Here is a 24,966-nt window from a genome sequence, read left to right on the forward strand (position 1 = left end):
TGTGTGGCAAACCCCACCCGACCAGGCAGCCGACCGGTGCCGGGATACGCTGATCAAGTGACAGATCGATCCAGGGTCGCGGATCCGGACGAAGCGCCGGTAACTGCCTCCGAGGGGGCCCTCACAGCAGGTCTGACAACTCGTCAGCTACGTCTGCTACTGATCGCAATTGCCCTGTTCGCGTTGTCGGCGATTATTTCCTTCGTCTTCAAGCTATGGCATGGCTACATCGACCTGCAGGTGTACCGCAACGGCGCCCGGGTCTGGCTCGACGGCGGCGACCTCTACGGTCCGATGCCGAAGTCGGGCGGGATCGGTCTGCCGTTCACCTATCCCCCGCTGGCCGCGTTGCTGTTCACGCCGCTGGCCGTCATGCCGCTCGGCGCGGCCGAGGCCCTGGTACTGGTGATTTCGCTGGCGAGCCTGGGGATCACGCTGTGGCTGGCGCTGCTCCGATTACGTCCGAGCCTGGACCGCCCGACCAGACTGGCGCTGGTGATCGGCGCCGTAGCCGTTCTCGGTCTCACCGAACCGGTGCGCCAGACCTTCAATTTCGGGCAGATCAATCTGATCCTGATGGCCGCGATCGCACTGGACACGCTGGTGCGCAAGCCGTTCTGGCCGCGCGGCATGCTGATCGGAATCGCGGTGTCGGTCAAGCTGATTCCCGGCGCGTACCTGCTCTACTTCGTGATCCGCCGAGACTGGCGCACCTCGATCACGCTGGTGCTCTCCGCGATCGGGGCGGTCGGCCTGGGATTCCTGCTGTTCCCGCAGGATTCGGCGGAGTACTGGTTCAACACGCTGTGGGACACCGACCGCATCGGCCCGGCGTCCTATGCCGGTAATCAGTCGCTGAAGGGCTTCGCCTTCCGGCTCGGGGTCTCCGACGACGCGGCGACGCTGATCTGGATCATCATGTCGCTCATCGCCGTCGGGCTCGCCGCACTGTGGATGAAGCGGCTGCTCGACGCCGGTGCCGAGATCTCCGCACTGCTGGTGAACGCCGCCGCGGTGCTGTTGATCTCGCCCATCTCGTGGTCGCACCACTGGGTGTGGGTGGCGCCCGCGCTGCTGACCGCGGTCGCCGCGCAGACCACGCGCGGCACGAACGGCCTTCCGCCGCAACATCCTCGACGCGGCCGCGTCTACACCGGCGTCCTCGCCGCGATCACTGTCATGTTCTTCGTCGGCCCGCACTGGCTGCTGCCGCACCAGAACGATCAGGAGGCCCGCTGGTCGCTGTGGGAGCAGCTGATCGGCAGCAGCTACGTGCTGGTGACCTTCGCGATCCTGGCGATCGGCGCGCTGGCCTACCGGCCGCCCGGAGTGAGGAACGCCGCCAACGCCGCCGAGTAGGACCACACGTCCGCCGCGCCCATCAGTTCCCGCGCCGAATGCATCGCCAGCTGCGGCGCCCCGACATCGACTGTCGGCATACCGGTCCGGGCCGCGGTCATCGGTCCGATGGTCGATCCGCACGGCAGATCGGCGCGATGCACGTAGCGCTGCAACGGCACCCCGGCCTGCGCGCACGCCAGCGCGAACGCTCCGGTGCCGACGGCGTCGGTGGCATAGCGCAGATTCTGGTTCACCTTCAGCACCGGACCGCCGTTGACCTCGATGCGGTGGGCGGGCTCGTGCCGTTCCGGATAGTTGGGGTGCGTCGCGTGCGCCATGTCCCCGGAGGCGCAGATCGAACCTGCCAGCGCCGCAAGGTACTCCGAGCGGCCACCGCCGCGGGCGAGGACGATCCGCTCCAGCACCGCGGGCAGCAGATCCGACTGCGCGCCGCGGTCGGACTGGCTGCCGACCTCCTCGTGATCGAACATCACCAGCACCGGCGTCGCGGCGCCCGGTTGGTCGGCGGCGGCCAGGAAGGCGTGCAGGCCCGCGTAGCAGGTGCCCTGATTGTCCAAGCGGGGCGCGCTGAGCAGGTCGCTGTCCCGGCCGATCAGCCGGCTCGGCGACAGGTCGTGGGTCATCAGCTCCCAGCCCAGTACCGCGTCCGGGTCGATCCCGGCCTGCTCGGACACGTAGGCGAGGAACGAGCGCGGCTCGCCGCCGACCCCCCAGACGGCGTTGACGTGCCGCTGCGGGTCCAGACTGACGCCGCGGCGGTCCTCGGACAGATGGATGGCCAGCTGCGGCACCCGTAGCAGCGGTTCGTCGATGCGGACCAGCCGCTCGACCACCGTGTCGCCGTCGCGGATCGTGAGCCGCCCCGAGATTCCCAGCTCGCGGTCCAGCCAGGAGTTCAGCCAGGCCCCGCCGTAGGGCTCCAGCCCGACCAGCTGCCAGCCCGACCCGGCCAGGTCGGGATGCTGCTTGACCCGCAGATTCGGGCTGTCGGTGTGCGCGCCGACCACCCGGAAGGGGTGCGCGGCCGCGTCGGCGGCGGACCCGGCCCACGCCAGCAGCGAACCGCCGCGCACCACGAAGTATCGCCCGTCCGCGCCGCCGCTCCACGGCCGTGGCTCGGGCAGTTCGGTGAAGCCGTGCGCGGTCAATTCCGTTGCGACGGTGCGGACGACATGGAACGGGGAGGGCGAGGCGTCGACGAAGGCACACAGCCCGGACGCCGTCGCGGTGGTCGAGACCGTCATACCGGCGATCCTAGAGCCCGCCGGGCCAGGGCCGGTCGTCCTGTACCCCGGGGACTTCTGTCACTGCCTCTCCGACAGAACTCCGGACGGCACTCGACCGGCGAAATAAAATTTCGCGCGAGAATGATATTCGGACCCGAATGTCGCAATTTTTCGGGCGTCGAAAACATAGGATGATTGACTATTAGTTCAGTCGGCAACGGGCACGTCGGTCACCATTTCCAGCAACCGCAGCAGTTCGGCATGGCTGCGCGCGCCGATCCGCTTCCGCAATTCCTCCTCGGCCCGGCTCTCCTCGCAGCGCACGGACTCGACCAGTTCCGTGCCGCGCTTGGTCAGGCCGATGAGGATGCGGCGGCGGTCGTCCTCGGCGGCGATACGGAAGATCAGACCGCGTTCGGCGAGCGCATCGGCATGGCGGGTGGCCGAGGAGGGTGGCAGTTGCGCGCGGGCGGCCAGCTCGCTCATCGTGACGCCCACCTGATCGGACAATTTCGACAGCATCGCCCATTGATCGGCCGAAAGTTGCCTGGCACACAATGCCGCATCGAGGTGACGTAACCAACTGCGTTCGGCGGCCCGCAGCGCTCCATGCAGCGTCGCAAATCCGCCTACAATGGTCGACATATTTTCCCGCCCATCATTTTCGCTCTGACGAGAAGAAGGGTACCGAATGTTCGCCTCGCGCGAGACCCCGGACGATGTTATCGAGGTTCTCGACATCGTCCCACTACAGGGGTCTGGTGGAATTATCGGCCCCTCGGTCGATGCCGCAATCTCCCTGGCCGTAGATGAAATCAACGGCGGCACAGGAATTCTCGGACGGGAAGTGCGGGTCACCACCATCGACGGCGGGCGCGCCCCGGCCGAGGTGGCGCGCGAGGTCTCGGCGCTGCTGGCGACCGGGATGGTGCACGCGATCACGGGCTGGCATATTTCGGCCGTGCGCCGGGCCGTGGCCCGGGCCGCCGACGGCCGGGTGCCGTACCTCTTCGCCACCATCCACGAGGGCCTGCCGGACGAGATGCCCGGGGTGCTCATGATCGGCGAGGATCCGCAAGGGCACATTCTGGCCGCGATGGCGTGGTTGCGCCGCGAATACGACGTCCGCCGCTGGGCCCTCATCGGCAACGACTACATCTGGCCCCGCGCGACCGCGGCGGCCGTGCACACCGCCCTGGCGAATCCGGCGTCGCTCGTGCTGGAACACTTCGTGCCGCTGGGCACCGCCGACTTCGCGGAGTTCCTCGCCGACCCGCGCCTGGACCGGGCCGACGGGGTCATCATGCTGCTGGTGGGCTCCGACGCGGCGCGGTTCAATTGTCAGTTCGCGCACACGGGCCGGGCGGCGCGGCAGGTCCGGGTCAGCCCGGCCGTCGACGAGACCGTGCTGCTCGCGGCCGGCGCGGAGGCCAACGAGAACCTCTTCGTCTCCTCGTCGTTCTTCCCCGATTCCGAACGCGTGCACCGCTATCGGCGGCTGCACGGCCCGTTCGCGCCGCAGCTCACCTACTTCGGCAATACCGGTTACGAGGCGATGCACACGCTGCGCGCGGTCGCGGAGACCGTGGGCGGCTTCGATGTGCCGCGCATCCACACGGCGCTGACCGAGGGCGCGGTGCTCGAGACCCCGTCGGGCAAGTGTCGGTTCCGGGGCAATCAGGCGGTGCAGTCGGCGCAGATCGCCCGGGCCGAGGGCGTGGATTTCCGGATACTCGGCCGCATCAGCTGATCTCGAACGGTGCGTAAACTCTCGATATGGGCACGCCGGTGGAGGACTCCGACACCTTCGAGATCCTCAATGTCGTACCGCTACGCGGTTCGGGCGGGATAATCGGCCCGTCCTGCGAGGCCGCCGCCGGGCTCGCCGAGGCCGAGATCAACAGCGCCGGTGGGGTTCTCGGCCGCGAGGTGCGCATCACGACCGTCGACGGCGGCAACTCCCCGGGCGAGATCGCCCGCGAGGTCGCGGCGTTCCTCGCCACCGGCCTGGTCGGGGCGGTCACCGGAATCCCCATGCCCGATGTCCGCGCCGGTGTCGTGCACGCCGTGGACGGCCGGGTGCCCGCGCTGTTCGGGATCGGCGACGACGGCCAATTCGGTTCCCGCCGTGGGGTATTCATGATCGGTGAGAATCCGGGCGCGCAGACCGTGGAGGCGCTGAACTGGCTGTACCGGGAATTCGGGGCGCATCGCTGGGCCGTCGTGGCCAGTGACTACATCTGGTCCCGGCGGATGATCCCGGCGCTGCACCGGATGCTCGACCGGCCGCACACGATCGTGGCCGATTTCGTCTTCCCGCAGGGGTGCGCGAGCTACGACGAGGCCCTGACCGATCCGCGCCTGGACCGAGCCGACGGAGTGATCGTGCTGCTGGTCGGCGGCGACGCGGCCCGCTTCAACCGCGCCTTCGCCGCCGGCGGCCGCGCGGACCGGCAGTTCCGGACGGGCCCGACCGCCGACGAGAACCTACTGGCCGCGGGTGGCCCGGCGGCCAACGACAACTTCTATGTGCCCTCCAGCGTGATCCCCGATCCGCGCCTGCGGCCCGATCAGGAACGAATCGCACGCTACCGGCGGCTGCACGGCAGTTTCGCGCCCTCGTTCAGCCGCTTCGCCACCTGCATCTACCAATCCCTGCACACGTTGCGCGCGATGCTCGCCACGGTCGGATCCAGCGAGGTGGAACGCATTCACACCAGGGTCGACAGCGGCATGGTGTTCGAGCACGCCGCCGGGGAGTTCACGCTGCGCGGCGACCAGTTGCAGCAACCGGTCCGGATCTTCCGGGCCAACGGCACCGAATTCGAGGTGCTGCTGCGGGTCTGAGCGGCTAGGCCGAGACCAGCGAGTCGATGACCGACAGGAAGATGCCCAGCCCGTCGTCGCTCGGGCCGGTCAGGGGTTCGGTGGCGTGCTCCGGGTGCGGCATCAGGCCGACGATGCGGCCGTCGGCGGAGGAGATGCCCGCGATATCGCGCTGCGAGCCGTTCGGGTTGTCACCGGCGTAGCGGAAGACCACGCGGCCCTCGCCCTCCAGTTCATCGAGCACCGGCTGGGCGGCCTGGTAGCGGCCCTCGGCGTTCTTGACCGGGACGAGGATCTGCGCGCCCGGCTCGTAGCGGGAGGTCCAGGCGGTGTCGGTGCGCTCCACCCGCAGCCACTCGTCGCGGCAGACGAAGTGCAGGCCCTCGTTGCGGGTCAGCGCGCCGGGCAGCAGACCGGCCTCGCACAGCACCTGGAAGCCGTTGCAGATGCCGAGCACCGGCAGACCGCGACCGGCCGCCTCGACCACCTCGCCCATCACCGGCGCGAAGCGCGCGATGGCGCCGGCGCGCAGGTAGTCGCCGTAGGAGAAGCCGCCGGGGACGACGACCGCGTCGACACCCTTGAGATCCGCGTCGGCATGCCAGAGGCTCACGGCCTCGGCGCCCGCCAGCCGCACGGCACGCGCGGCGTCGACATCGTCCAGGGTGCCCGGGAACGTGATGACCCCGATCCGCGCACTCATGGCAGCCGAACCACCTTCCAGTCCTCGATCACGGTGTTCGCCAGCAGCCCCTCGGCGATCTTCGCCAGCTCGGCGTCGCCCACGCTGTCGTCCACGTCGAGTTCGAATCGCTTGCCCTGCCGCACATCCGAGACACCGGGAAAACCCAGGCGTCCGAGCGCACCGACGATGGCCTGACCCTGCGGATCCAGGATCTCGGCCTTCGGCATCACCTCGACCACGACACGTGCCACGCGCTGCTCCTCACGCTGCTGGGGGATTACTTGAACAGCCTAATCGGGGCGGTGCGCGCCCGGCTCGCCGGGGCGCGCGGAGTTACGGTGAACACATGCGCATAGCCCACTTCGGTCACTCCTGCGTTCTGGTCGAGCTGAACGGCGCGAAGGTGCTCTTCGATCCGGGCACGTTCTCACACGGGTTCGAGGGCATCACCGGGCTCGACGCGATCGCGATCACCCACCAGCATCCCGATCACATCGACCCGAACCGGATCGAGGCGCTGATCGAGCAGAACCCCGGCGCCCGGCTGCTCAGCGATCCACAGACCGCGCAATCGCGCGGCGAGCCCTGGGAGGCGGTGCCCGCCGGGCGGCAACTGGCTCTCGGGGATCTCCGGATCACCGGCGGCGGGGGACGGCACGCGGTGATCCACCCCGAGCTTCCGGTCATCGACAACACCGTTTTCCAGCTCGGCACCGCCGACGATCCGGCGCAGTTCGTGCATCCGGGCGATTCGCTGTGGGTGCCGCCGGTGCGGGTCGGCGTGCTGGCCACACCGGCGGTCGCGCCGTGGATGAAGATCAGCGAGGCCGTCGACTACCTGCGCGCGGTCGGTCCGCGGGTCGCCTTCCCCGTCCACTACGGGATCATCACGCCGGACGCGCAGGGCATCTACTTCGGGCGGCTGTCCGAAATGCGCCCGGCCGATACCGAATTCACGGTGATCCAGGCGGAGGATCACGCCGACTTCACCGTCTAGCGGACAGACCCGCCCCTGTGCCATGCTGGCGAACGCACGGCAACTGGTCTACACCAGCGCCAGGAGGCGATATGCCCGACGATTCCACCGCACCCGACGACCTGTTCGCGCAACCCGCACTCGAGGCCGGGGCGCCGAAGAACACGTTTCCCGATAGCGAGATGTTCGCGGAAGCCGCCTATCAGATAGTCCACGACGAACTGCTGCTCGACGGCGTCGCCCGGATGAACCTGGCGACCTTCTGCACCACCTGGGTCGACGACCGGGCCCGGCGCCTGATGGACGAGTCGATCGACAAGAACATCGTGGACAAGGACGAGTATCCGCAGACCGCCGAGTTGGAAAGACGCTGCGTGCGAATGCTTGCCGACCTGTGGCACGCGCCCGACCCGGCCACCACGCGGGGCACGTCCACCACCGGCTCCAGCGAGGCCGCCATGCTCGGCGGGCTGGCGGCCAAGTTCCGCTGGCGCGCACGCGGCGGGAAGGGCATTCCGAATTTCGTGTGCGGGCCGGTGCAGGTGGTGTGGGAAAAGTTCGCGCGGTATTTCGACGTCGATATCCGGCAGGTACCGCTGCGCGGCGACCGGCTGACACTGCACCCGGACGACATCGCCGCCCATTGCGACGAGAACACCATCATGGTCGTGCCGACATTCGGGCAAACCTTCACCGGCCTCTTCGAGGACGTCGCGGGGATCAACCAGGCGCTCGACGATCTACAGGCGCGGACCGGCCTGGACATTCCGATCCATGTCGACGCCGCCAGCGGCGGATTCCTCGCCCCCTTCACCGCACCGGAACTGGTGTGGGACTTCCGATTACCGCGGGTGAAGTCGATCAACGCCTCCGGGCACAAGACCGGCCTGGCCCCGCTCGGCGCCGGGTGGGCGATCTGGCGCACGGCCGCGGACCTGCCGGAGGAACTGGTCTTCGACGTCGATTACCTGGGCGGCAACATGGCCACCTTCAACCTCAATTTCTCCCGCCCCGGCGGGCAGGTCGTCACGTCCTACTACGAATTCATCCGGCTCGGACGAGTCGGTTATACCCGCGTGCAATCGGCGACGCACTCGGTGGCGCGACACCTGGCGGCGGGCATCGAGAAAATGGGACCGTTCGAGATGATTCACGACGGCGACCCGCTGCGGGGAATCGCGGCGGTGTCGTGGAAACTGCCGGACGACCAGCCGTTCAACCTCTACGACCTCTCCGACCGACTGCGCACCCGCGGCTGGCTGGTCGCCGCCTACCCGCTCCCCGCCGACCGCGAGGACGAGACCATCATGCGCGCCCTGGTCCGCCACGGTTTCAGTCACGACATGGCCGACCTCCTCCTGACCGACATCCGACGAGCCCTCACCCAACTCACCACCCATCCGCCCACGGTCCCCCTCGGCCGCGCGGAAGCCGGCGGCTTCACTCACAGCGCCACCCCCGAAGTGAGCACCGCGGCCCTGCGCTGGGCCCTCCGCAGGTAGCCGGGTCAGCGGAGAGATTCGGTGGCCGCGGCGGCGACGAGGGTGGCGATGGTGGTGAGGGTCGGGGAGTGCAAGCGCCACTGCTGCCAGTAGAGAGGGACGTCGATGTGCAGGTCGGGGGCGAGGGGAAGCAGGTGGCCGGACCTCCGGTCGCGGGTGGTTTGTACGTCGGGCAGCATGCCCCAGCCGAGGCCCAGACGGACGGCCTCGGCGAAGCCGGTCGACGAGGGGATGTAGTGGCGGGGCGGGTCGAGGGGGCGGCGGGCGCGGCGGCGCATCAGCCTGTCCTGGAGGTCGTCCTTGCGGTCGAACAGGACGACCGGGGCAGCGGCGAAGGCGCGGGCGGTGGGACCGTCGGGGAACCAGGTGCGGGCGAACTCCGGGGTGGCCATCGGGCGGTAGCGCATCGCGCCGAGCCGCTCCGCCCGGCACCCCTGCACGGGCTGCGCGGTCGCGGTGATCGCCGCCATGACGGTGCCGTCGCGCAGCAGCCGGGTGGTGTGTTCCTCGTCCTCACGGTGGATTTCGAAGCAGACCCCGGCCGGCGCGCGGCCCAGCGCGGGCATCACCCAGGTCTCCAGTGAATCCGCGTTGATCGCCACGGGAATCCGGACGCGGCCGTCGCTGTCGACCGATTCGCTTGCGGTGGCGCCCAATTCACGGGCGGTGTCGCCGGCGAGCAGTTCGATCTGGCGGGCGAGGCGCAACACCGCCAGACCGGATTCGGTGGGGCACACCGGTTTCGAACGCTGGAGCAGGGTCCGGCCGACCGTGCCCTCCAGGGCCTTGATGCGCTGGCTCACCGCCGAGGGAGTCACGCGGAGCCGGCGGGCGGCGGCCTCCAGTGTGCCCTCGGCGACCGCGGCATCGAGGGCGCGGAGCTGGTCGAGTTGCAGATCCATATGAAGAAATTCTAATGATGGGTGAAAAACTTCAGCTTGTCTGATTACCGTAAATATCCCTAGCGTCGACGGGTGTGAGTGTCTCCGCCGTGCTACCGGGTCTGGGCTTCGGGCTGTCGCTGATCGTGGCGATCGGCGCGCAGAACGCGTTCGTCCTGCGCCAAGGCATCCGCGGCGGGCACATCCTCGCCGTCATCGCGGTCTGCACACTCTCCGACGTCGTCCTGATATCGGCGGGCATCGGCGGCGCGGGCGCCTTCCTGACCAGGACACCCGTCCTCATGGAAGTGGTCCACTATGTCGGCGGTGCCTTCCTCCTCGGCTATGCCGCCATCGCGGTCCGGCGGGCCCTGTCCCCCGGCTCCCTCCGCACCGCCCCCGACCCTCGAGTCCCGCCGAGCCCATCCGACGCCGCGGCATCGGTCGACACCGCGAGCATGGGCAACACGATCGGCACTGTGGATGTCGCCACCGCGCCCGCTCCCACCCTCTCCGCATCGGTCGTGCTGACGCACCCGCACAACACCGATGGCCGGTCGACCCTCGTCCGCGCCGTCCTCACCTGCCTGGCGCTGACTTGGCTCAATCCTCACGTCTACCTGGACACCGTGATCCTGATGGGCTCGTTCGGCAACACCTACGGCCGGGACCGCTGGGCATTCGCGGCGGGGGCGATGATCGCCAGTGTCATGTGGTTCATCACCCTCGGGTACGGCAGCCGCCTACTCGCCCCGGTGTTCGCCCGCCCCGCCGCGTGGCGCGTGCTGGACTCCGTCATCGCGCTCATCATGCTCGCCCTCGGAGTAGGCCTGCTCGTCCGATGAGGTACGAAAAGCGCTGTCGCCCAGCGAGACTCAGGCGGCGCGCGCGGGGGCCTGCGGCTCCCAGCGGTAGGTGTCGGGGACAGCCTCGTGGAACAGCGCGAGATCTATCGCATCGAGCACTGCCTGGCGCGGGCCGGAGCGATCGAGCTGGGTGGCCGAGACGGCGAGCCGAAGGATGCCGCCGCGGCGGGCGGTACGCGCGGCACTCATCACCAGGGCGTGGCACCACCACGGTTCGGCACGGAAACCCTCGCCGATGCCGTGCACCCAAGCCCGTTGCGTCACACCGCGTTCCAGGTCGTGCAGGGCGGTGAGCCCGAGGGCCAGCCGGAAACCCACGTCGGGCAGTGCGGCCAGCGCGCCCTCCGAGGAGTTCCAGCGCGGGGCCGCGAACAGCCGGGTCCGCAGGCCGACACCCTCGAGAACACGATCGGCGGCCGTCAACCGCAGTCGCGCTTCGTGTTTGGGCAGCGTCGCGAACTCGGCCCGCCGGCGTTTGGTGGCGGCCTGGTCGTAGCCGTGCAGGACGATCGCGTCGCCCGCCGCGCGGCGCGCGCGCAGCCACTCGTGCGTGCGCGCGTCGTCGGCGAGCCGGTACTTGTTCTTCAGTCGCGGTGCGACCAGCAGTGACAGCGGGACCTCGCGCCGATCCATCTCGGCCGCGAAGGCCATGGCCGTTTCCCTGGTGGTGTCCCGAATACCCGACACCGAGACCAGCAATTGTGCACGCATAGTGGCGCGTACCCCCTTTCGGTGCTGCCAACCACACCCACTCTGCGTGGGCCAGGTGTCCGCACCGTGCTGCGCGGGTGACGCGCCGACGAATTCGCGCTACCGAATCAGGCGTCCGCCAGGCCGACCGTGTCCAGCACCCAGGCGTATTCGAACGCCACTTCCTTCCACTTCTCGTAGCGCCCGCTGACGCCGCCGTGCCCGGCGCTCATCTCGGTCTTCAGCAGCAGGGGCGCGTCGCCGGTCTTGGTGGCACGCAGTTTCGCCACCCACTTGGCCGGTTCCACGTACAGCACCCGGGTGTCGTTGATGCTGGTGATCGCCAGGATCGCCGGATACTCCTTGGCCTCGACGTTCTCGTACGGCGAGTAGGACTTCATGTACTCGTAGACCTGCTTGTCCGCCAACGGATTTCCCCACTCGTCCCATTCGATGACGGTCAGCGGCAGCGAGGGATCCAGGATCGAGGTGAGCGGATCCACGAACGGCACGTTGGCGAGGATGCCGGTGAACAGTTCGGGCGCCAGGTTGGCGACCGCGCCCACCAGCAGGCCGCCCGCACTGCCGCCGTCGGCGATCATCCGGTCGGGCGCGGTGACCCCGGTCTCGACGAGATGCTTTGCGCAGGAGACGAAGTCGGTGAAGGTGTTGCGCTTGGTGAGCGTCTTGCCGTGCTCGTACCACAGCCGCCCCATCTCGCCGCCGCCGCGCACGTGCGCCACCGCGAACACCATGCCGCGGTCCAGCAGCGACAGCCGCGACACCGAGAACGCCGGGTCGATGCTGGCCTCGTAGGAGCCGTAACCGTAGAGCAGCAACGGCTTCGGGTCCGCGCCGACGAGGTCCTTGCGGCGCACCAGCGAGATCGGGATCCGGGTCCCGTCCGCGGCCACCGCCCAATCCCGGTGCTGCTCATAGTCGTTCGGGTCGTAGCCGCCCAGCACCGCCTGCTCCTTGCGCAGGGTCAGCTCGCCGGTGGCGGGCACGTAGTCGAAGACCTGCACCGGGGTGATGAACGAGGTCAGCCCGAGCCGCAGCGTCGGCTGCTCCCATTCCGGGTTGGAGCCGACACCGGCGGCGAACAGTTCCAGCCCGAAGTCCAGCTCACGCAGTTCGCCATAGCCCTCGGACGTCAACGGCCACACCGCGACCCGCGACAGCGCCTCGCGCCGGTACGACAGCACCAGATGGGCGGCGAAGCAGTCGATGTCCTCGAGTCGCACGTCGTCGCGGTGCGGGATGAGGATCGTCAGGTCGGCCGGGTCGTCGACGGGTGCCTCGGCGAGCACGAAGTTCTCCGCCTTCACCCCGTCCACGATGTCGTTGTGCAGCACCAGGAACCGGTCCCGCCCCCCGATCACCGCGTGCTCGGCGGAGTACTCGACCCCCTCGCGCCGGGGCAGCAGCACCCGGAATTCGCCTTCGGGATCATCGGATTCGAGCACCCAGCCCTCTGTGGTGATCTTCGAACCCACCCAGATCATCAGATACTTCTCGGAGCGGGTGGCGCCGATGCTCACCCAGTAGCGCTCGTCCGGTTCGTGGAAGACCTTGACGTCCGCGTCCGTCGAGGTGCCGAGGCGGTGCCGCCACACGGTGTCGGGCCGCCACGACTCGTCGACGGTCTGATAGAAGACGTGCGTGCCGTCCAGCGACCAGGTCGCGCCGGGCGCGGTGCCCGGGATCTCGTCACCCAGCAGCTCGCCGGTGCCCAGGTCCTTGAACCGCAGCACGTATCGCTCGTCACCGACTGTGTCCATCGAGTAGGCCAGCAGCGTGCCGTCGTGGCTGACCGAGAACGCGCCCAGCGCGAAGAACTCGTGGTCCGCGGCGAGCGCGTTGCTGTCCAGCAGGATCTGCTCGCCGGGTATCTCGGTGTCGGCCTCGAGCTGCGGCGGCGTCCAGTCGTCCGGATCGGCGACCGGGCAGCGGCAGTGCACCCCGTACTGCTTGCCCTCGAAGCTGCGCGAGTAGTACCAGAAATCGCCCATCCGGGCCGGGACGGAGAGGTCGGTCTCCTGCGTGCGCGCCTTGATCTCGTCGAAGATCTTGTCCCGCAACGGCCGCAGGTGTGCGGTCTGCGCTTCGGTGTAGGCGTTCTCGGCCTCCAGGTAGGAGATGACCTCCGGGTTCTCCTTGTCGCGCAGCCATTCGTAGTCGTCTACGAAGGTGTCGCCGTGGTGGACCCGTTCGGTCGGCACCCGTTCGGCGATCGGCGGCGTCGCGCCATCGAGCGGCGACGGTGTTCCGGCGGACGCTGCGTCGCCGGCGGTCGGGGTCGTTCCGGTGCCACTGTCGAGAGCCATGCGCTCCACCGTAGTGCGCGGCGCGGTGAACCCGTCGCCAACCCCGAACCGGCGGGTTAACCCAGCCCTGTCGAGCGCGGTAGCGGTCGACGCAGGTCACGCGGGTTGTCCCGGGCCGTGCGCCGCGAATCCATCAGAAAGTACAGCGCGGCTTTGCGACGCGGGCATTGATCGGTGGGACAGCTGCTGTGGATGTGCAAGATGTTGTGAGCCTGCTCGACGGTGAGGTGCCGGGGCACCACCGCGCAACTGTCGAAGACGGGTGCCATGCGGTGCTCCATCCTTGTCGTGCCTGGGGTGTGGCGCGGCGCACATTTTCGACTACGCCGACTGGTCGACGCCGTATATCCGCCACAATCAGCGGGGTTTCCGATTCGGTTGCGGGGTAAACCACGAGAATGTCACCCCCGCGGGACGGGGAAATCCGCTCCGGAAAATGCCGGACCACCATTCGCGCCGCCGCTTCGGGCGGACCGGCTACTGTCTACGTCGGCGTCGCCCGGACCGCTCCGGACGGCGTCATCCGCTGGATTCGGACCCGCACAGGAGCAGATGTGGAAGCGAAGAATCGCGAGATCGAGCCCGACGCCGTGTGGCACCGCAGCAGCGAGTCGGGCGGCGTCGAGGTGGCCTTCCTGGCCAGTGGGAACATCGCCCTGCGGGATGCGAAGAACCCCGACGGCCCGACCCTGATCTTCACCCCCGGCGAGTGGAAGGCCTTCGTCGCCGGGGCCAAGGACGGCGAATTCAACCGTCCGGGTTCCGTCCCGCAGTCCTGATTCGCGGCCGCCTCACGCCCCGATGGCGGAAGCGATGGTCGGCCACGAGGCGTGCAGCGTGTCCTGCCAGTACGACCACGAGTGCGTGCCCACCGGGCTGCGATCGATGCGGGCCGGAATCCCCAGCCCTTGCAGCCGCCGTTCGAACACGGTCACGCACCCGTCGACACCGGCCTCGATCGGGCCGCCGAAGAAGAGGTTCTCGGGCAGCTGCGGTTTGATCTCGGCCTCGTGCGGTCCGGGGATTCCGGTACCGGTGGACAGGTAGATGGTGGTGCCGCGCAAGCGATCCGCCAGCAGCGCCGGATCGTGCGCACCCCATTCGGGGCTGCCCGGGGCGCCCCACATATTGCCGGGACTTCCGCCGCGATTGGCGATGGAGAACAGGATCGGGCCCTGCGCCAGGCCCAGGTCCGGGCAGGCGCTGTAACCGGCGATCGCGCGATACAGCCCCGGATTGCGCACCGCCAGGACGAAGGCCGCGATGCCGCCCATCGACAGCCCGCCGATGGCGTTCGTCCCGTCGCCGGAGAAGTTGGCGTCGATGATCGGGGGCAGTTCCCGGGTCAGGAAGGTCTCCCACCGGTAGCGGCCGAACCGCGGGTCGTCGTTCTGCCAGTCGGTGTAGTAGCTGGCCTGACCACCCATCGGCAGCACCACGTTGACGTTCTTGCCCGCGAAGAACGGCTCCGCGTCGGTGGCATTGGTCCAGGTACTCTGCCGCTCACCCGGATCCAAGCCGTCGAGCAGGTAATAGGACGGGCGCGCACCGCCGCCCGCCGGATGCAGCACCTGTACCTGAATGACGCGGCCCATGGCGGCCGACTCGACGAACACCGCCGACCTGGTCGGACTCAGGTCATCGATGCCGACGACCCGCGCCGCGGACGCCCGTGGCGGCGGCCCGGCCCACGGCCCGAACGCACCGGCGACAATAGCGAGCACAACAGCAGCAACGGCCTTACGCCGCATTTCGCACCTCCATCAGCCCACCACAAGTGCCAACAAAAGTAACGCACGACCCGAAAAACCCGGTCGCAGCAGCTCGCTGGCGTTTCTCCAGCAAACCACAGAGTACGTCGCGCCGACCGCGGCGCGGCCGGATCACTCCGGAACCGAACGCTCCAACGCCCCGCGGATGGATCCCGCCAGATAGTCCAGATCGGCGCGGGCCGGACTCGTCGGGCGGCCGCGCAACCCGAATCCGTCACCGGGGGTGCGCGGTATGACGTGCAGGTGCACATGGAACACCTCCTGCCCCGCCGTCACTCCGTCGGCGAGAAAGAAGTTCACCCCGTCGCATCCCACCTCCGACGCGCGCAGCGCCGCCGCCAGCCGCTGACCCACCCGGAACAGCTTGCCGCCCATCTCCGGATCCAGTTCGGCGAGATCGCGCGCCGGAACCTTGGGGATCACGAGCAGATGCCCCGGGGTCATCGGCCGAATGTCCATGAACGCCAACACATCGTCGTCCTCGTACACCGTGGACGCGGGGGCGCGGCCGGCGACGATATCGGCGAAGATCGTATACGGGTCCATGGGCGATCAGCCTACGTCTCCGCCGCCACCGGCGGGCAGGCTACAGAATGGGAGACGGGGTGTAGCGCGCCGCCTCCGGGTCTGCGTCGACCAACTTCTGCACCTGCGCGACGACATCGGCCACCTGAGATTCGGCCGCGCCGATGAAGGCCGACTTGTCCGACAGCGCCTCGTCGAGGGCGGAGCGGTCCAGCGGCATCCGGTCGTCGGCGGCGAGCCGGTCCAGCAGATCGGGTTCGCGCCCCTGCTCACGCATCGCCAGCGCGACCGCGACGGCGTGCTCCTTGATGACCTCGTGCGCCGTCTCCCGCCCGACGCCCGCGCGCACGGCCGCCATCAGGATCCGCGTGGTGGCCAGGAAGGGCAGGTAGCGGTTCAGTTCGCGCTCGAGCACGGCCGGGTAGGCGCCGAATTCGGTGAGCACCGTCAGGAAGGTCTCGATCATGCCGTCGACGGCGAAGAAGGCGTCCGGCAGCGCGACGCGGCGCACCACCGAGCAGAACACGTCGCCCTCGTTCCATTGCGCGCCCGCGAGTTCCGCGGCCATCGACGCGTATCCGCGCAACACCACCTGCAGGCCGTTGACCCGCTCGCACGAGCGCGTGTTCATCTTGTGCGGCATCGCCGACGAGCCCACCTGGCCGGGCTGGAAGCCCTCGGTGACCAGTTCGTGCCCGGCCATCAGGCGCACGGTGTGCGCGAAAGACGAAGGGCCCGCGCCCAATTGGACCAGCGCGGAGAGCACGTCGTGGTCCAGCGAGCGCGGATAGACCTGCCCGACGCTGGTGAGCACCGTCGCGAAACCCAGGTGCCGCGCCACCTTCTGCTCGAGTTGCGCGAGTTTTGCCGAATCGCCGCCGAGCAGGTCCAGCATGTCCTGCGCGGTGCCCATCGGGCCCTTGATGCCGCGCAGCGGGTACCGGTCGATCAGCTCGCGCAGCCGGGTCAGCCCGATCAGCAGTTCGTCGGCGGCACTGGCGAAACGCTTGCCCAGCGTGGTGGCCTGCGCGGCGACATTGTGCGAGCGCCCCGCCATCACCAGCGTCTGGTACTCGGCGGCCCGCTCGGCCAGCCGGGCCGCCACCGCGACACCGTGCCGGTACACGTGCTCGAGCGACAGCCGGATCTGCAACTGCTCCACGTTCTCGGTGAGATCGCGGCTGGTCATGCCCTTGTGGATGTGCTCGTGCCCGGCGAGCGCGTTGAACTCCTCGATGCGCGCCTTCACGTCGTGCCGGGTCACCCGCTCCCGCTCGGCGATCGACGCCAGATCGACCTGGCCGATCACGCGCTCGTAGTCGTCCACCACCCCGGGCGGCACGTCCACGCCGAGGTCGGTCTGCGCCCGCAGGACCTCCAGCCACAGCCGGCGCTCGAGCACGATCTTGTGCTCGGGCGACCACAGCTGGACCAGTTCGGGGCTGGCGTACCGGGTGGCGAGGACGTTCGGGACAAGACTCACGGCGCCAGTCTAATGTTCGGTGACCGGCGGGTTGCCGCCGCTGTGGTTCAGGCGGTCGTGTGCTGGGACAGCGGATGCGGCGGTGCGTGCGGCGGCGGATGGGGCGCGGCGGAATGCGGGGCGGCGAGGTGCTGCGAGGTCGGCGGCGCGATCACATTGATCAATTCGAGCAGGGCCGCGCGGGCCACCCGGCGCGGCTGCGGATCCAGTTCGGCCAGCGCCGCCACCACCGCGCCGTCGACCACCGCGACCAGCCGCCGCAACTGCTCGATCCGCACCACCCGATCGGACCGGCGCAGCACATCGGCCAGCAGCTCCTCGAGTTGAGCGCGTAGTCGTAGCTGCACGTCCCGTAACTCCGGGTGGCGGGCGGAGGCCACCGATCGTTCGTAGCGCGCGATGAGCTGGCCGCGCTCGAATTCGTTGTGCCCGTCCACGCCCACCAGGAGATCCAGGATCAGATCGACGGTCGCGTCGGCGCCGCGGCGGCGATGGGTCACTTCGCCGACGCGGCGGCGCATCGCGTCCAGTTCGGCGTTGCCGCTGAATTCGACCGCGCGCGCGATCAAATCCTCCAGCGACTCGAAGTAGTAGGTCGTCGACGCCAGCGGTAGGTCCGCGCGGGTGGCCACCGAACGGTGGCGCACCGCATCGAACCCGCCCTCGAGCAGCAACTCGGCGGCAGCCGCGACCAGTGCTTGGCGACGCCGTTCGCCTTTCGGTGTCGTCGCGGTGATCACCGTGTCATCGTGCCAGTCATCATCAGCTCATCCGTGCTAAATCGGTGCGATCTACGACAATTCAGGTTCGTGTGGGCAAATGCGCCCGCGGTGTTGAAAAAACAACCACCGCTTTTCTACCGCATCCGGGCGTCCAGGGTGGGCCGGAACGAAAAGTCTTAGCGCGTCAATGCTGTTCAGACGGGCGATCTGTTCACGTGTCCAGGTATCGCCGGAGGCGGACCAGCGCCTCTTCGATGTCGGCGGTAGCGCCCGCGAAGGAGAAACGAACCGTGTGGTTTCCGTTGGCGGTGTCGAAATCGACGCCCGGCGCGAGCGCTACTCCGGTGTGCGCCAGCAGATCCGCGCACCAGCGCGTGGAATCGTCGGTCAGATGGGCGATATCGGCGTAGGCGTAGAACGCGCCGTCGGCCGGGGCGAGTTCGGTGATGCCCAGTTCGGGCAGGCCCGCCAGTAGCAGCGCGCGATTGTCGGCGTACCGGCGGACGTGACCGTCCAGTTCGGCCGCGGCCTCCGGCCCGAACGCGTGTACCGCCGCGTACTGCGAGATCGCCGGCGGGCAGACGGTCATGTTGGACGCCAGCCGCTGCAACGCCGGGCGCAGGCCCGCCGGCACCAGCATCCAGCCCAGGCGCCAGCCCGTCATCGAGAAGTACTTGGACACCGAGCCGACCACCACGGCCTCCCGCGAGGTCTCCCATGCCGAGGTGGTCGGTTCGGTATTCGCGTAGACGATGCCGTGATAGATCTCGTCGGAGATCAGCAGCGTGCCGTGCGCATCGCACCAGCGGGCCAGGGCGGCCAGTTCCTCCGGGTCGATCATGGTGCCCGTCGGGTTGGCCGGACTCGCCACGATCAGCCCCGCCGGCGGCTCCGGCAGCGCCTCGAGCATCGCGACGGTCGGCTGGAAACGAGTCTGCGGACCGCAGTCCAGTTCGATCACCCGGCACCCCAGGGCGGCGAGCGTGTTCCGGTAGGCCGGATAGCCGGGGCGGGCGACCACCACGGTGTCGCCGATGTCGAAGGCCGCCAGGAAGATCAGCGTGAACGCGCCCGACGAACCCGTCGTGACCACGACGTCGTCCGGATCGACCGAGACACCGTAGGTGCGGCTGTGATACCCGGCGATCGCCTCGCGCAGCGGGAGCACGCCGAAGGTCTCGGTGTAGCCCAGCAGTTCCCGGTCCAGCGCGGCCTTCGTCGCCCGCAGCACGGGCGCGGGCGCGGGGGTCGACGGCTGCCCGGCGGCCAGCACCAGCACGTCGCCGTGGGTGCGGGCGCGCTCGGCGGCCGCCTTCCAGACATCCATGACGTAGAAGGGCGGAACGGTCGACCGGCGGGATTCACTGCGCACCAGACGACGGTAGAGCACGGCGGATTCGCGATGTTCCTGAGACGAACCTGAACTCCCGCCTTGCGGACTGCGACTCGGATGATCGCCCTGTTATCGTCGGCAGAATGCCTGACCAGGCACGCCGCGCAAAGGTTTTACCAGGGGGTGGGTCGGTTCTCCGCCCGGACTGGCGATCGACGCTGCGACGAGAACGGGCGGCGCGGCGGCGGCGGATCCGCACGGCGGCAGCGCAGGTGCGCACGTCGGCCGGACGGGCGCGCGTGTCGGCCCGGCGGGGCTGGACGGCGCTCGCGGGGTTCGATTGGCGCGGCTTCCTGCGACGCGACTGGAAGGCCTACGCGAACGCATCGTGGACCCGGCTGCGGGCCTGGCTGCTGCGGCATCGGGTCCTGGTGGCCGGAGTGGTCGTGGTGGCGTTGTTCGCCGCGGCCGATGCCACCGGGCCGCGGCCGGTGATCGCCGAACCGGCGCCGGGCCGCGAACAGCGGATCGCGGTCGCGTACCCGCTGCAGGTGCGGGCGGCCCCGGAGTCCAGCAAGCGGTACCTGAACGCCATCAACAACGGCGAGCACATCCGGGAGTCGCAGGTGGTGGCCGCGGCCGCGCGCGCCACCCTGGAGCGTGCGAAAGCCGAAGCGGCAGCGGCCGTTTCGGGTCAACCCGCGCCCTGGCTGGGCGGCACGGTCACACCCGTACCCGGTGGGATCCTGCCCGGAATCGGCGGCTTCGTGCTTCCCGCGCGCGGCGCGTTCACTTCCGGGTTCGGGCAGCGCTGGGGCACCTTCCACGCCGGGATCGATATCGCGGCCCCGATCGGCTCGCCGATCTACGCCATCACCGACGGCACCGTGATCGACGCCGGTCCGGCTCAGGGCTTCGGCCTGTGGGTCCGCATCCGGCACGACGACGGCACGATCTCGGTCTACGGCCACATGTACGACTTCTTCGTCTCGGTGGGCGAACGTGTCCGGACCGGTCAGCAAATCGCCCGAGTCGGCAACCGCGGCGACTCCACCGGCCCGCACCTGCACTTCGAGATCCTGGTCAACGGCCAACACGTCGACCCCCAACCCTGGCTGGCCCTGCACGGCCTCCAACTGGGCTGAGAAGGGTCTCGCCTCGCCCTGGCACGCCCATGGACGGTGCAACCCAGCGGCGGGGGCGCGGGCGTCTACACCCGGGCGGTGGGAATGGAGATGCGGTCTTCGACGGCGGCGAGGGCGATGTCGGTGCGGTAGTGGCTGCCGGGCAACTTGATTGCCGCGATGCGGGCGTAGGCGCGTTCGCGCGCCTCGGCGAGGTCGGCGCCGGAGGCTACCACGTTGAGTACCCGGCCGCCGCCGGAGAGCAGGGCGCCGTCGGCCCGCAGCGACGTACCGGCATGCAGCACTTCGGTATTCGGCTCCGCGCCCTCGGTGCCGGTGATCACGTCGCCGGTGCGGGGACGGCCCGGGTAGTTCTCGGCCGCCAGCACCACGGTGACCGCGGCGCCGTCCTGCCAGCGCGGCGCGTCCGCCTCGGCGAGGGTGCCGGTGGCCGTGGCGTGCAACAGCGCGCCCAGCGGGCTGTCCAGCAGGGCCAGCACCGCCTGTGTCTCGGGATCGCCGAAGCGGCAGTTGAATTCGACCACGGCGGGACCGTCCTGGCCGATCGCGAGCCCCGCGTACAGCAGCCCGGAGAACGGCACGCCGCGCCGGACCATCTCCGCCGCAACGGGTTTCACGACGCCGTCGACGATCTCGGTGACCGTCTCCGGCGGCAGCCACGGCAGCGGGGTGTAGGCGCCCATGCCGCCGGTGTTGGGTCCGGTGTCGCCGTTGCCGACGCGCTTGTGGTCCTGCGCGGGTAGTAGCGGCACCACCGTCTCGCCGTCGACCAGACAGAACAGCGAGACCTCCGGGCCGTCGAGGAACGACTCCAGCAGGACCGGGTGCCCCTGCTCGAGCAGTTCGGCGCCGTGGTCGCGGGCGGCGAGCCGGTCGGTCGTCACCACCACGCCCTTGCCGGCGGCGAGCCCGTCGTCCTTGACCACCCAGGTCGGCCCGAATTGATCCAGCGCGGCATCGAGTTCGCCCGGATGGTCGACCACCTCGCTGTGCGCGGTGCGCACACCCGCCGCGGCCATCACATCCTTGGCGAAGGCCTTCGAGCCCTCGATCCGCGCCGCGGCCGCCGACGGGCCGAAGCAGGCGATCCCCGCCGCCCGCACCGCATCGGCGATCCCCAGCACCAGCGGCACCTCCGGCCCGATCACCACCAGATCGGCGGCAACCTCGGTCGCCAGCGCCACCACTGCCTCGGCGCTACAGGGATCGACCGCACGCAACTGCGCCAGCTGCGCCATCCCCGGATTACCGGGTGCGGCGACAACGCCGCTCACCCCCGGATCCCGCCGCAGGGCCAGCACGAGGGCATGTTCACGGGCTCCGGAACCGATGACGAGTACTCGCACCCGAAACAGCTTAGGTCAAGCCTCCACACCCCCCGCCGGGTATCACCCCCGCAACCACACCCCCAATACACTCGCCCTCATGGCTTCTGTCTTCAGCAGGATCATCGACGGCGAACTCCCCGGAAGATTCGTCTGGGAAGACGACGAGTTCGTCGCATTCCTCACCATCGCCCCGGTCACCCAGGGCCACACCCTGATCGTGCCCCGCAAGGAAATCGACCAGTGGCAAGACCTCGACCCAGCCACCTTCGCGAAGATCAACGAGATAGCCCAGAAGATCGGCCGAGCGGTCCGGTCAGCCTGGGACGCCCCCCGCGCGGGCCTGCTCATCGCCGGACTCGAGGTTCCCCACCTGCACGTCCACGTGTTCCCCGCCTTCGACCTGGCCGACTTCGACATCTCTCAGGCCGACCCGTCCCCGAGCCCGGAATCCCTGGACGAGGCCCAGACCAAGATCAAGCAGGCGCTGCGCGACCTCGGCTACGGCGCCAACGTGCCCGACTGACTCACCGCGGCAACCGCACGGTGAACGTGGTCCCCGCCCCGACGGCACTGGTGACCCCCACCGTGCCGCCGTGCGCGGCGACCAGCGCCTGCACGATCGACAGCCCGAGCCCGGTCCCGCCGCTGTCCCGGCTGCGAGACGCATCGGTGCGGTAGAAGCGTTCGAACAGCCGCTCGACCTGCTCGTCCGGCAGGCCCGGCCCGGTATCGGCGACCTCGAGCACCACCTCGTCGGCCCCGGGCGTCAGCCGCACCGTCACGGCCGCGTCCGGCGGAGTGTGCACGAGCGCGTTGTCGACCAGATTCGAGAGCACCTGCCGCAACCGCGCCTCGTCCCCGTGCACCTCCAGAGTCCCTGTACCGGAACGTATTTCGAGGTCTATCTCGCGAGCGGGACCCTCCGGCCGGCGAACGGCGTCGACCGCGCGGGCACTGTGCACGGCGTCGCTCGCCAGCGCCAGCAGGTCCACCGGGCGGCGTTCCAGCGGCCGCTGCGCATCGAGCCGCGCCAGCATCAGCAGATCCTCCACCAGCAGCCGCATCCGGTTCGATTCACTCTCGATGCGATCCATGAACAGCGCCGGATCGGGCAGCGCCCCTTGGCGATACAGCTCGGCGAAGCCCTTGATGGTGGTGAGCGGGGTGCGCAGTTCGTGGCTGGCGTCGGCGACGAACTGCCGCATCTTCGCCTCGGACCGCCGCGCCGACTCCTCCGAGGCCTCGGTGGCGGCGAAGGCCTGCTGAATCTGGGTCAGCATCCCGTTCAGCGACTGCGACAGCCGATCGACCTCGGTGTTGGTGTGCCGCACCGGAACTCGCCGATGCAGGTCGCCGCCCGCGATGGCCGCCGCGGTCGCCTCGACCGCGAGCAGCGGCCGCAGGCTGCGCCGGATGACGAGTTGCGCCACCACCGCCAGCGCGGCCAGCACGATCGCACCCACCAGCACCTGGAGACCGATCAATCGGTCGACGATGTTCTCGGTTCCGTTGAGCGGCAACGCCACCACGCTGGTCCCGTCGGCATTGGCGACCCGCGCGGCGCGCCAGTGCGCGCCCGGGTCGCCGACCGAACCCACCGTGCACGGATGCCGCCCCAGGTCGTCCGGAATCTCCGGCGCGGACCCGGCGTCATCGATCCAGATCCGGAGGTTCCCGGCCGAATCCTGCACTCGCACATAGAACGGTTCCAGCGTCCGGACCGGTCGCACGGACGGCCGGTTCGGCGGCTGCGGCGCACCCGGTCGCGCGAAACCCTCTACCGCATTGGCGATTTCACGGTCGACGCGATCGATGAGGATGCGCTGCATCACCGAGGTCACCGCGATACCGGAGCCCAGCAAACCCAGCCCCGCCAGCAACACCAGGGCCAGCACGAGCGTCACGCGCAGCGGCACCGCCGCCAGCCGCCGCGACAGCGCGCCCGTCACGGCACGACCGCGACGACGGCGTCACCGGCCCGCCGCGCGCTCATTTCACCGACGACCTGCTGCGACTGGGCGCGCGCATCACATAGCCGACCCCACGCAGCGTGTGAATCAGCCGGTCCGGCCCGGTATCGACCTTCTTGCGCAGGTAGGAGACGTAGGTTTCGACGACGCCGACCTCACCGCCGAAGTCGTAGCGCCACACGTGATCGAGGATGCGCGGCTTGCTGAGCACGGTCCCGGCGTTGACCATGAAATACCGCAGCAGCGTGAATTCGGTCGGCGACAGCGCCACCGGTTCGCCGGCCTTCCACACCTCGTGGGTGTCGTCGTCGAGTTCGATGTCCTCGAATCGCAGCCGCGAGGATTTGCGCTCCTCGACCGTGTGCCCCGAGCGACGCAGGATGACCCGCAGCCGCGCCACCACTTCCTCCAGGCTGAACGGCTTGGTCACGTAGTCGTCCGCGCCCAGCGTGAGCCCGGTGATCTTGTCCTCCACCTCGTCACGAGCGGTGAGGAACAGCACGGGCGCATCGATCCCGTCGGCCCGCAGCCGCCGCAGCAGCCCGAACCCGTCCATGCCCGGCATCATGACATCCACGATCAGGGCATCCGGCCGGAACACCCGCGCCCGGTCCAGCCCCTCGGCGCCATTGCCCGCGGCAGCGACCTCGAACCCCTGATACCGCAGACTCACGGTGAGCAACTCGACGATCATGGGTTCGTCGTCCACCACGAGCACACGCGCCTCGGGCGTCCGTTCGGCAGGCTGACCATTCATAACGCCCATGCTCCTCCCCACCCCACCGACCACGCTGTGCCTTCGCTGGGAGTTTCCTGGGAGCCGGACCACGCGGCCCGAACATCAGAGCCCCCTGTCAGGATTGAACTGACGACCTTTCGCTTACAAGGCGAGTGCTCTACCACTGAGCTAAGGAGGCGGAAAGCGGTGACATCATAACCGGCCGGACGCGGCGGCTGTGCGGCGCCCGTTCACGGGTGCCGCACAGCCGCCGAGCCGGTTGTCCGTTTGCGCAGTATCTATCGGGTACTGCGGGTCAGGACTGGGCGGCCTGCCGAGCCGCGTCATCGGCGGCCATCGCGTCACGCAGGCTCTTGGGCCGCATATCGGTCCAATTCTTCTCGACGTATTCGACGCAGGCAGCGCGGCTGTCCTCGCCGAACACCACTCGCCAGCCGGCCGGGACCTCCGCGAAGGCCGGCCACAGGGAATGCTGCTCCTCGTCGTTGACCAGAACGAAGAAGCGGCCGTCCTCATCGTCGAACGGGTTGGTGCTCATTTCACCTCACTGGATACGTGCGCTGTGTACGGGAACGCTGACGGGGTTCGGAAAATCCCCCCGGGCGTTG

The 24,966-nt window shown here is 69.1% G+C and carries 26 protein-coding genes and 1 tRNA gene; 9 read left to right on the forward strand and 18 right to left on the reverse strand.

Annotation, left to right across the window (positions count from 1 at the left end; all coding sequences use genetic code 11):
• Positions 1–183: 183 nt before the first annotated feature.
• Complete coding sequence (locus ACFMRZ_RS19450; RefSeq protein WP_280362760.1) at positions 184–1,359, forward strand: glycosyltransferase 87 family protein; 1,176 nt, start codon at positions 184–186, stop codon at positions 1,357–1,359.
• On the opposite strand, the gene ACFMRZ_RS19455 is transcribed toward ACFMRZ_RS19450, so the two are convergent.
• Positions 1,314–2,606 (reverse strand): M18 family aminopeptidase, encoded by a 1,293-nt coding sequence (locus ACFMRZ_RS19455; protein WP_280273660.1) that lies wholly within the window; start codon positions 2,604–2,606, stop codon positions 1,314–1,316. The genes ACFMRZ_RS19450 and ACFMRZ_RS19455 overlap by 46 nt on opposite strands.
• A 189-nt stretch (positions 2,607–2,795) precedes the next feature.
• The gene (locus ACFMRZ_RS19460; RefSeq protein WP_187686458.1) at positions 2,796–3,233 is read right to left on the reverse strand and encodes a MarR family winged helix-turn-helix transcriptional regulator; all 438 of its coding nucleotides are present in this window, start codon (positions 3,231–3,233) and stop codon (positions 2,796–2,798) included.
• Positions 3,234–3,279: 46 nt separating this feature from the next.
• Between ACFMRZ_RS19460 and ACFMRZ_RS19465 the strand changes: the two genes are divergently transcribed.
• Entirely contained in the window at positions 3,280–4,338 is a 1,059-nt protein-coding gene (locus tag ACFMRZ_RS19465) for a substrate-binding domain-containing protein (RefSeq protein WP_400180251.1), read from the forward strand.
• 26 nt (positions 4,339–4,364) lie between these two features.
• Positions 4,365–5,435 (forward strand): ABC transporter substrate-binding protein, encoded by a 1,071-nt coding sequence (locus ACFMRZ_RS19470; RefSeq protein WP_400180252.1) that lies wholly within the window; start codon positions 4,365–4,367, stop codon positions 5,433–5,435.
• Between the two features lie 4 nt (positions 5,436–5,439).
• Here the strand turns inward: ACFMRZ_RS19470 and purQ are convergent, their stop codons facing one another.
• Both purQ and purS read right to left on the reverse strand, forming a co-directional pair.
• Complete coding sequence (gene purQ / locus ACFMRZ_RS19475; protein WP_400180253.1) at positions 5,440–6,117, reverse strand: phosphoribosylformylglycinamidine synthase subunit PurQ; 678 nt, start codon at positions 6,115–6,117, stop codon at positions 5,440–5,442.
• Positions 6,114–6,350 (reverse strand): phosphoribosylformylglycinamidine synthase subunit PurS, encoded by a 237-nt coding sequence (purS, locus tag ACFMRZ_RS19480; protein WP_280273656.1) that lies wholly within the window; start codon positions 6,348–6,350, stop codon positions 6,114–6,116. The genes purQ and purS overlap by 4 nt, the downstream gene beginning before the upstream one ends.
• Positions 6,351–6,445: 95 nt before the next feature.
• Between purS and ACFMRZ_RS19485 the strand changes: the two genes are divergently transcribed.
• The gene (locus ACFMRZ_RS19485) at positions 6,446–7,096 is read left to right on the forward strand and encodes an MBL fold metallo-hydrolase (RefSeq protein ID WP_400180254.1); all 651 of its coding nucleotides are present in this window, start codon (positions 6,446–6,448) and stop codon (positions 7,094–7,096) included.
• A 71-nt stretch (positions 7,097–7,167) separates the two neighbouring features.
• Complete coding sequence (locus ACFMRZ_RS19490; protein ID WP_400180255.1) at positions 7,168–8,577, forward strand: glutamate decarboxylase; 1,410 nt, start codon at positions 7,168–7,170, stop codon at positions 8,575–8,577.
• Between the two features lie 5 nt (positions 8,578–8,582).
• Here the strand turns inward: ACFMRZ_RS19490 and ACFMRZ_RS19495 are convergent, their stop codons facing one another.
• Positions 8,583–9,479 (reverse strand): LysR family transcriptional regulator ArgP, encoded by an 897-nt coding sequence (locus ACFMRZ_RS19495; protein ID WP_400180256.1) that lies wholly within the window; start codon positions 9,477–9,479, stop codon positions 8,583–8,585.
• Between the two features lie 74 nt (positions 9,480–9,553).
• Between ACFMRZ_RS19495 and ACFMRZ_RS19500 the strand changes: the two genes are divergently transcribed.
• Positions 9,554–10,303, forward strand: coding sequence for a LysE/ArgO family amino acid transporter (locus tag ACFMRZ_RS19500; protein ID WP_400180257.1), 750 nt, complete (start codon positions 9,554–9,556; stop codon positions 10,301–10,303).
• Positions 10,304–10,333: 30 nt separating this feature from the next.
• Here ACFMRZ_RS19500 and ACFMRZ_RS19505 read toward each other — a convergent pair whose 3' ends face one another.
• The 3 genes from ACFMRZ_RS19505 to ACFMRZ_RS19515 all read right to left on the reverse strand — a co-directional run bounded on the left by ACFMRZ_RS19505 (position 10,334) and on the right by ACFMRZ_RS19515 (position 13,610).
• Positions 10,334–11,035 (reverse strand): DUF2334 domain-containing protein, encoded by a 702-nt coding sequence (locus ACFMRZ_RS19505; RefSeq protein ID WP_280273653.1) that lies wholly within the window; start codon positions 11,033–11,035, stop codon positions 10,334–10,336.
• Positions 11,036–11,142: 107 nt separating this feature from the next.
• Entirely contained in the window at positions 11,143–13,341 is a 2,199-nt protein-coding gene (locus ACFMRZ_RS19510) for a S9 family peptidase (RefSeq protein ID WP_400180258.1), read from the reverse strand.
• A gap of 56 nt (positions 13,342–13,397) precedes the next feature.
• Positions 13,398–13,610: a hypothetical protein gene (locus ACFMRZ_RS19515; RefSeq protein ID WP_280362752.1), complete on the reverse strand. Its 213-nt coding sequence runs from the start codon at positions 13,608–13,610 to the stop codon at positions 13,398–13,400.
• A 285-nt stretch (positions 13,611–13,895) separates the two neighbouring features.
• On the opposite strand from ACFMRZ_RS19515, the gene ACFMRZ_RS19520 reads away from it, so the two are divergent.
• The gene (locus ACFMRZ_RS19520; protein ID WP_280273651.1) at positions 13,896–14,120 is read left to right on the forward strand and encodes a DUF397 domain-containing protein; all 225 of its coding nucleotides are present in this window, start codon (positions 13,896–13,898) and stop codon (positions 14,118–14,120) included.
• A gap of 12 nt (positions 14,121–14,132) precedes the next feature.
• Here ACFMRZ_RS19520 and ACFMRZ_RS19525 read toward each other — a convergent pair whose 3' ends face one another.
• From ACFMRZ_RS19525 to ACFMRZ_RS19545, 5 genes are all read right to left on the reverse strand, one after another.
• Complete coding sequence (locus ACFMRZ_RS19525) at positions 14,133–15,092, reverse strand: alpha/beta hydrolase (RefSeq protein ID WP_400180259.1); 960 nt, start codon at positions 15,090–15,092, stop codon at positions 14,133–14,135.
• 132 nt (positions 15,093–15,224) lie between these two features.
• The gene (locus ACFMRZ_RS19530; RefSeq protein ID WP_280273649.1) at positions 15,225–15,659 is read right to left on the reverse strand and encodes an HIT family protein; all 435 of its coding nucleotides are present in this window, start codon (positions 15,657–15,659) and stop codon (positions 15,225–15,227) included.
• A 40-nt stretch (positions 15,660–15,699) separates the two neighbouring features.
• Positions 15,700–17,121: an adenylosuccinate lyase gene (gene purB / locus ACFMRZ_RS19535; RefSeq protein WP_400180260.1), complete on the reverse strand. Its 1,422-nt coding sequence runs from the start codon at positions 17,119–17,121 to the stop codon at positions 15,700–15,702.
• Positions 17,122–17,168: 47 nt separating this feature from the next.
• Complete coding sequence (locus ACFMRZ_RS19540) at positions 17,169–17,861, reverse strand: TetR/AcrR family transcriptional regulator (protein ID WP_400180261.1); 693 nt, start codon at positions 17,859–17,861, stop codon at positions 17,169–17,171.
• A 193-nt stretch (positions 17,862–18,054) separates the two neighbouring features.
• Positions 18,055–19,215 carry a pyridoxal phosphate-dependent aminotransferase gene (locus tag ACFMRZ_RS19545; protein WP_400180262.1) on the reverse strand — a complete coding sequence of 387 codons (1,161 nt, stop codon included), beginning with the start codon at positions 19,213–19,215 and terminating at the stop codon, positions 18,055–18,057.
• A gap of 260 nt (positions 19,216–19,475) precedes the next feature.
• On the opposite strand from ACFMRZ_RS19545, the gene ACFMRZ_RS19550 reads away from it, so the two are divergent.
• On the forward strand, positions 19,476–20,321 hold the full coding sequence (locus ACFMRZ_RS19550) for a M23 family metallopeptidase (protein ID WP_400180263.1): 846 nt from the start codon (positions 19,476–19,478) through the stop codon (positions 20,319–20,321).
• Between the two features lie 65 nt (positions 20,322–20,386).
• On the opposite strand, the gene purD is transcribed toward ACFMRZ_RS19550, so the two are convergent.
• Positions 20,387–21,667 carry a phosphoribosylamine--glycine ligase gene (gene purD / locus ACFMRZ_RS19555; protein WP_400180264.1) on the reverse strand — a complete coding sequence of 427 codons (1,281 nt, stop codon included), beginning with the start codon at positions 21,665–21,667 and terminating at the stop codon, positions 20,387–20,389.
• 79 nt (positions 21,668–21,746) lie between these two features.
• Between purD and ACFMRZ_RS19560 the strand changes: the two genes are divergently transcribed.
• Positions 21,747–22,172 carry an HIT family protein gene (locus ACFMRZ_RS19560; protein WP_400180265.1) on the forward strand — a complete coding sequence of 142 codons (426 nt, stop codon included), beginning with the start codon at positions 21,747–21,749 and terminating at the stop codon, positions 22,170–22,172.
• Position 22,173: 1 nt separating this feature from the next.
• On the opposite strand, the gene ACFMRZ_RS19565 is transcribed toward ACFMRZ_RS19560, so the two are convergent.
• From ACFMRZ_RS19565 to ACFMRZ_RS19580, 4 genes are all read right to left on the reverse strand, one after another.
• Complete coding sequence (locus tag ACFMRZ_RS19565; protein ID WP_400180266.1) at positions 22,174–23,598, reverse strand: sensor histidine kinase; 1,425 nt, start codon at positions 23,596–23,598, stop codon at positions 22,174–22,176.
• A gap of 40 nt (positions 23,599–23,638) precedes the next feature.
• A complete protein-coding gene (locus tag ACFMRZ_RS19570; RefSeq protein WP_400180267.1) occupies positions 23,639–24,376 on the reverse strand; it encodes a response regulator transcription factor in 738 nt (245 codons plus the stop codon).
• 88 nt (positions 24,377–24,464) lie between these two features.
• Positions 24,465–24,536, reverse strand: a tRNA-Thr gene (locus tag ACFMRZ_RS19575).
• 117 nt (positions 24,537–24,653) lie between these two features.
• Positions 24,654–24,896, reverse strand: a complete 243-nt coding sequence (locus ACFMRZ_RS19580) for an MbtH family protein (RefSeq protein WP_019931522.1) — start codon at positions 24,894–24,896, stop codon at positions 24,654–24,656.
• Positions 24,897–24,966: the final 70 nt, after the last annotated feature.

It is taken from the genome of Nocardia sp. N2S4-5 (assembly GCF_044628355.1).
Classification (GTDB): Bacteria; Actinomycetota; Actinomycetes; order Mycobacteriales; family Mycobacteriaceae; genus Nocardia; species Nocardia wallacei_B.

Excerpts from the sequence above, each read along its gene's own strand:
- ACFMRZ_RS19505 (WP_280273653.1), bottom strand. The coding sequence starts at position 11,035 with ATGCGTGCACAATTGCTGGTCTCGGTGTCGGGTATTCGGGACACCACC.
- ACFMRZ_RS19465 (WP_400180251.1), top strand. The coding sequence starts at position 3,280 with ATGTTCGCCTCGCGCGAGACCCCGGACGATGTTATCGAGGTTCTCGAC.
- ACFMRZ_RS19560 (WP_400180265.1), top strand. The coding sequence starts at position 21,747 with ATGGCTTCTGTCTTCAGCAGGATCATCGACGGCGAACTCCCCGGAAGA.
- ACFMRZ_RS19490 (WP_400180255.1), top strand. The coding sequence starts at position 7,168 with ATGCCCGACGATTCCACCGCACCCGACGACCTGTTCGCGCAACCCGCA.
- ACFMRZ_RS19455 (WP_280273660.1), bottom strand. The coding sequence starts at position 2,606 with ATGACGGTCTCGACCACCGCGACGGCGTCCGGGCTGTGTGCCTTCGTC.
- ACFMRZ_RS19580 (WP_019931522.1), bottom strand. The coding sequence starts at position 24,896 with ATGAGCACCAACCCGTTCGACGATGAGGACGGCCGCTTCTTCGTTCTG.
- ACFMRZ_RS19570 (WP_400180267.1), bottom strand. The coding sequence starts at position 24,376 with ATGAATGGTCAGCCTGCCGAACGGACGCCCGAGGCGCGTGTGCTCGTG.
- ACFMRZ_RS19495 (WP_400180256.1), bottom strand. The coding sequence starts at position 9,479 with ATGGATCTGCAACTCGACCAGCTCCGCGCCCTCGATGCCGCGGTCGCC.
- ACFMRZ_RS19485 (WP_400180254.1), top strand. The coding sequence starts at position 6,446 with ATGCGCATAGCCCACTTCGGTCACTCCTGCGTTCTGGTCGAGCTGAAC.
- ACFMRZ_RS19525 (WP_400180259.1), bottom strand. The coding sequence starts at position 15,092 with ATGCGGCGTAAGGCCGTTGCTGCTGTTGTGCTCGCTATTGTCGCCGGT.
- ACFMRZ_RS19510 (WP_400180258.1), bottom strand. The coding sequence starts at position 13,341 with ATGGCTCTCGACAGTGGCACCGGAACGACCCCGACCGCCGGCGACGCA.
- ACFMRZ_RS19470 (WP_400180252.1), top strand. The coding sequence starts at position 4,365 with ATGGGCACGCCGGTGGAGGACTCCGACACCTTCGAGATCCTCAATGTC.
- ACFMRZ_RS19460 (WP_187686458.1), bottom strand. The coding sequence starts at position 3,233 with ATGTCGACCATTGTAGGCGGATTTGCGACGCTGCATGGAGCGCTGCGG.
- ACFMRZ_RS19530 (WP_280273649.1), bottom strand. The coding sequence starts at position 15,659 with ATGGACCCGTATACGATCTTCGCCGATATCGTCGCCGGCCGCGCCCCC.
- purQ (WP_400180253.1), bottom strand. The coding sequence starts at position 6,117 with ATGAGTGCGCGGATCGGGGTCATCACGTTCCCGGGCACCCTGGACGAT.
- ACFMRZ_RS19515 (WP_280362752.1), bottom strand. The coding sequence starts at position 13,610 with ATGGCACCCGTCTTCGACAGTTGCGCGGTGGTGCCCCGGCACCTCACC.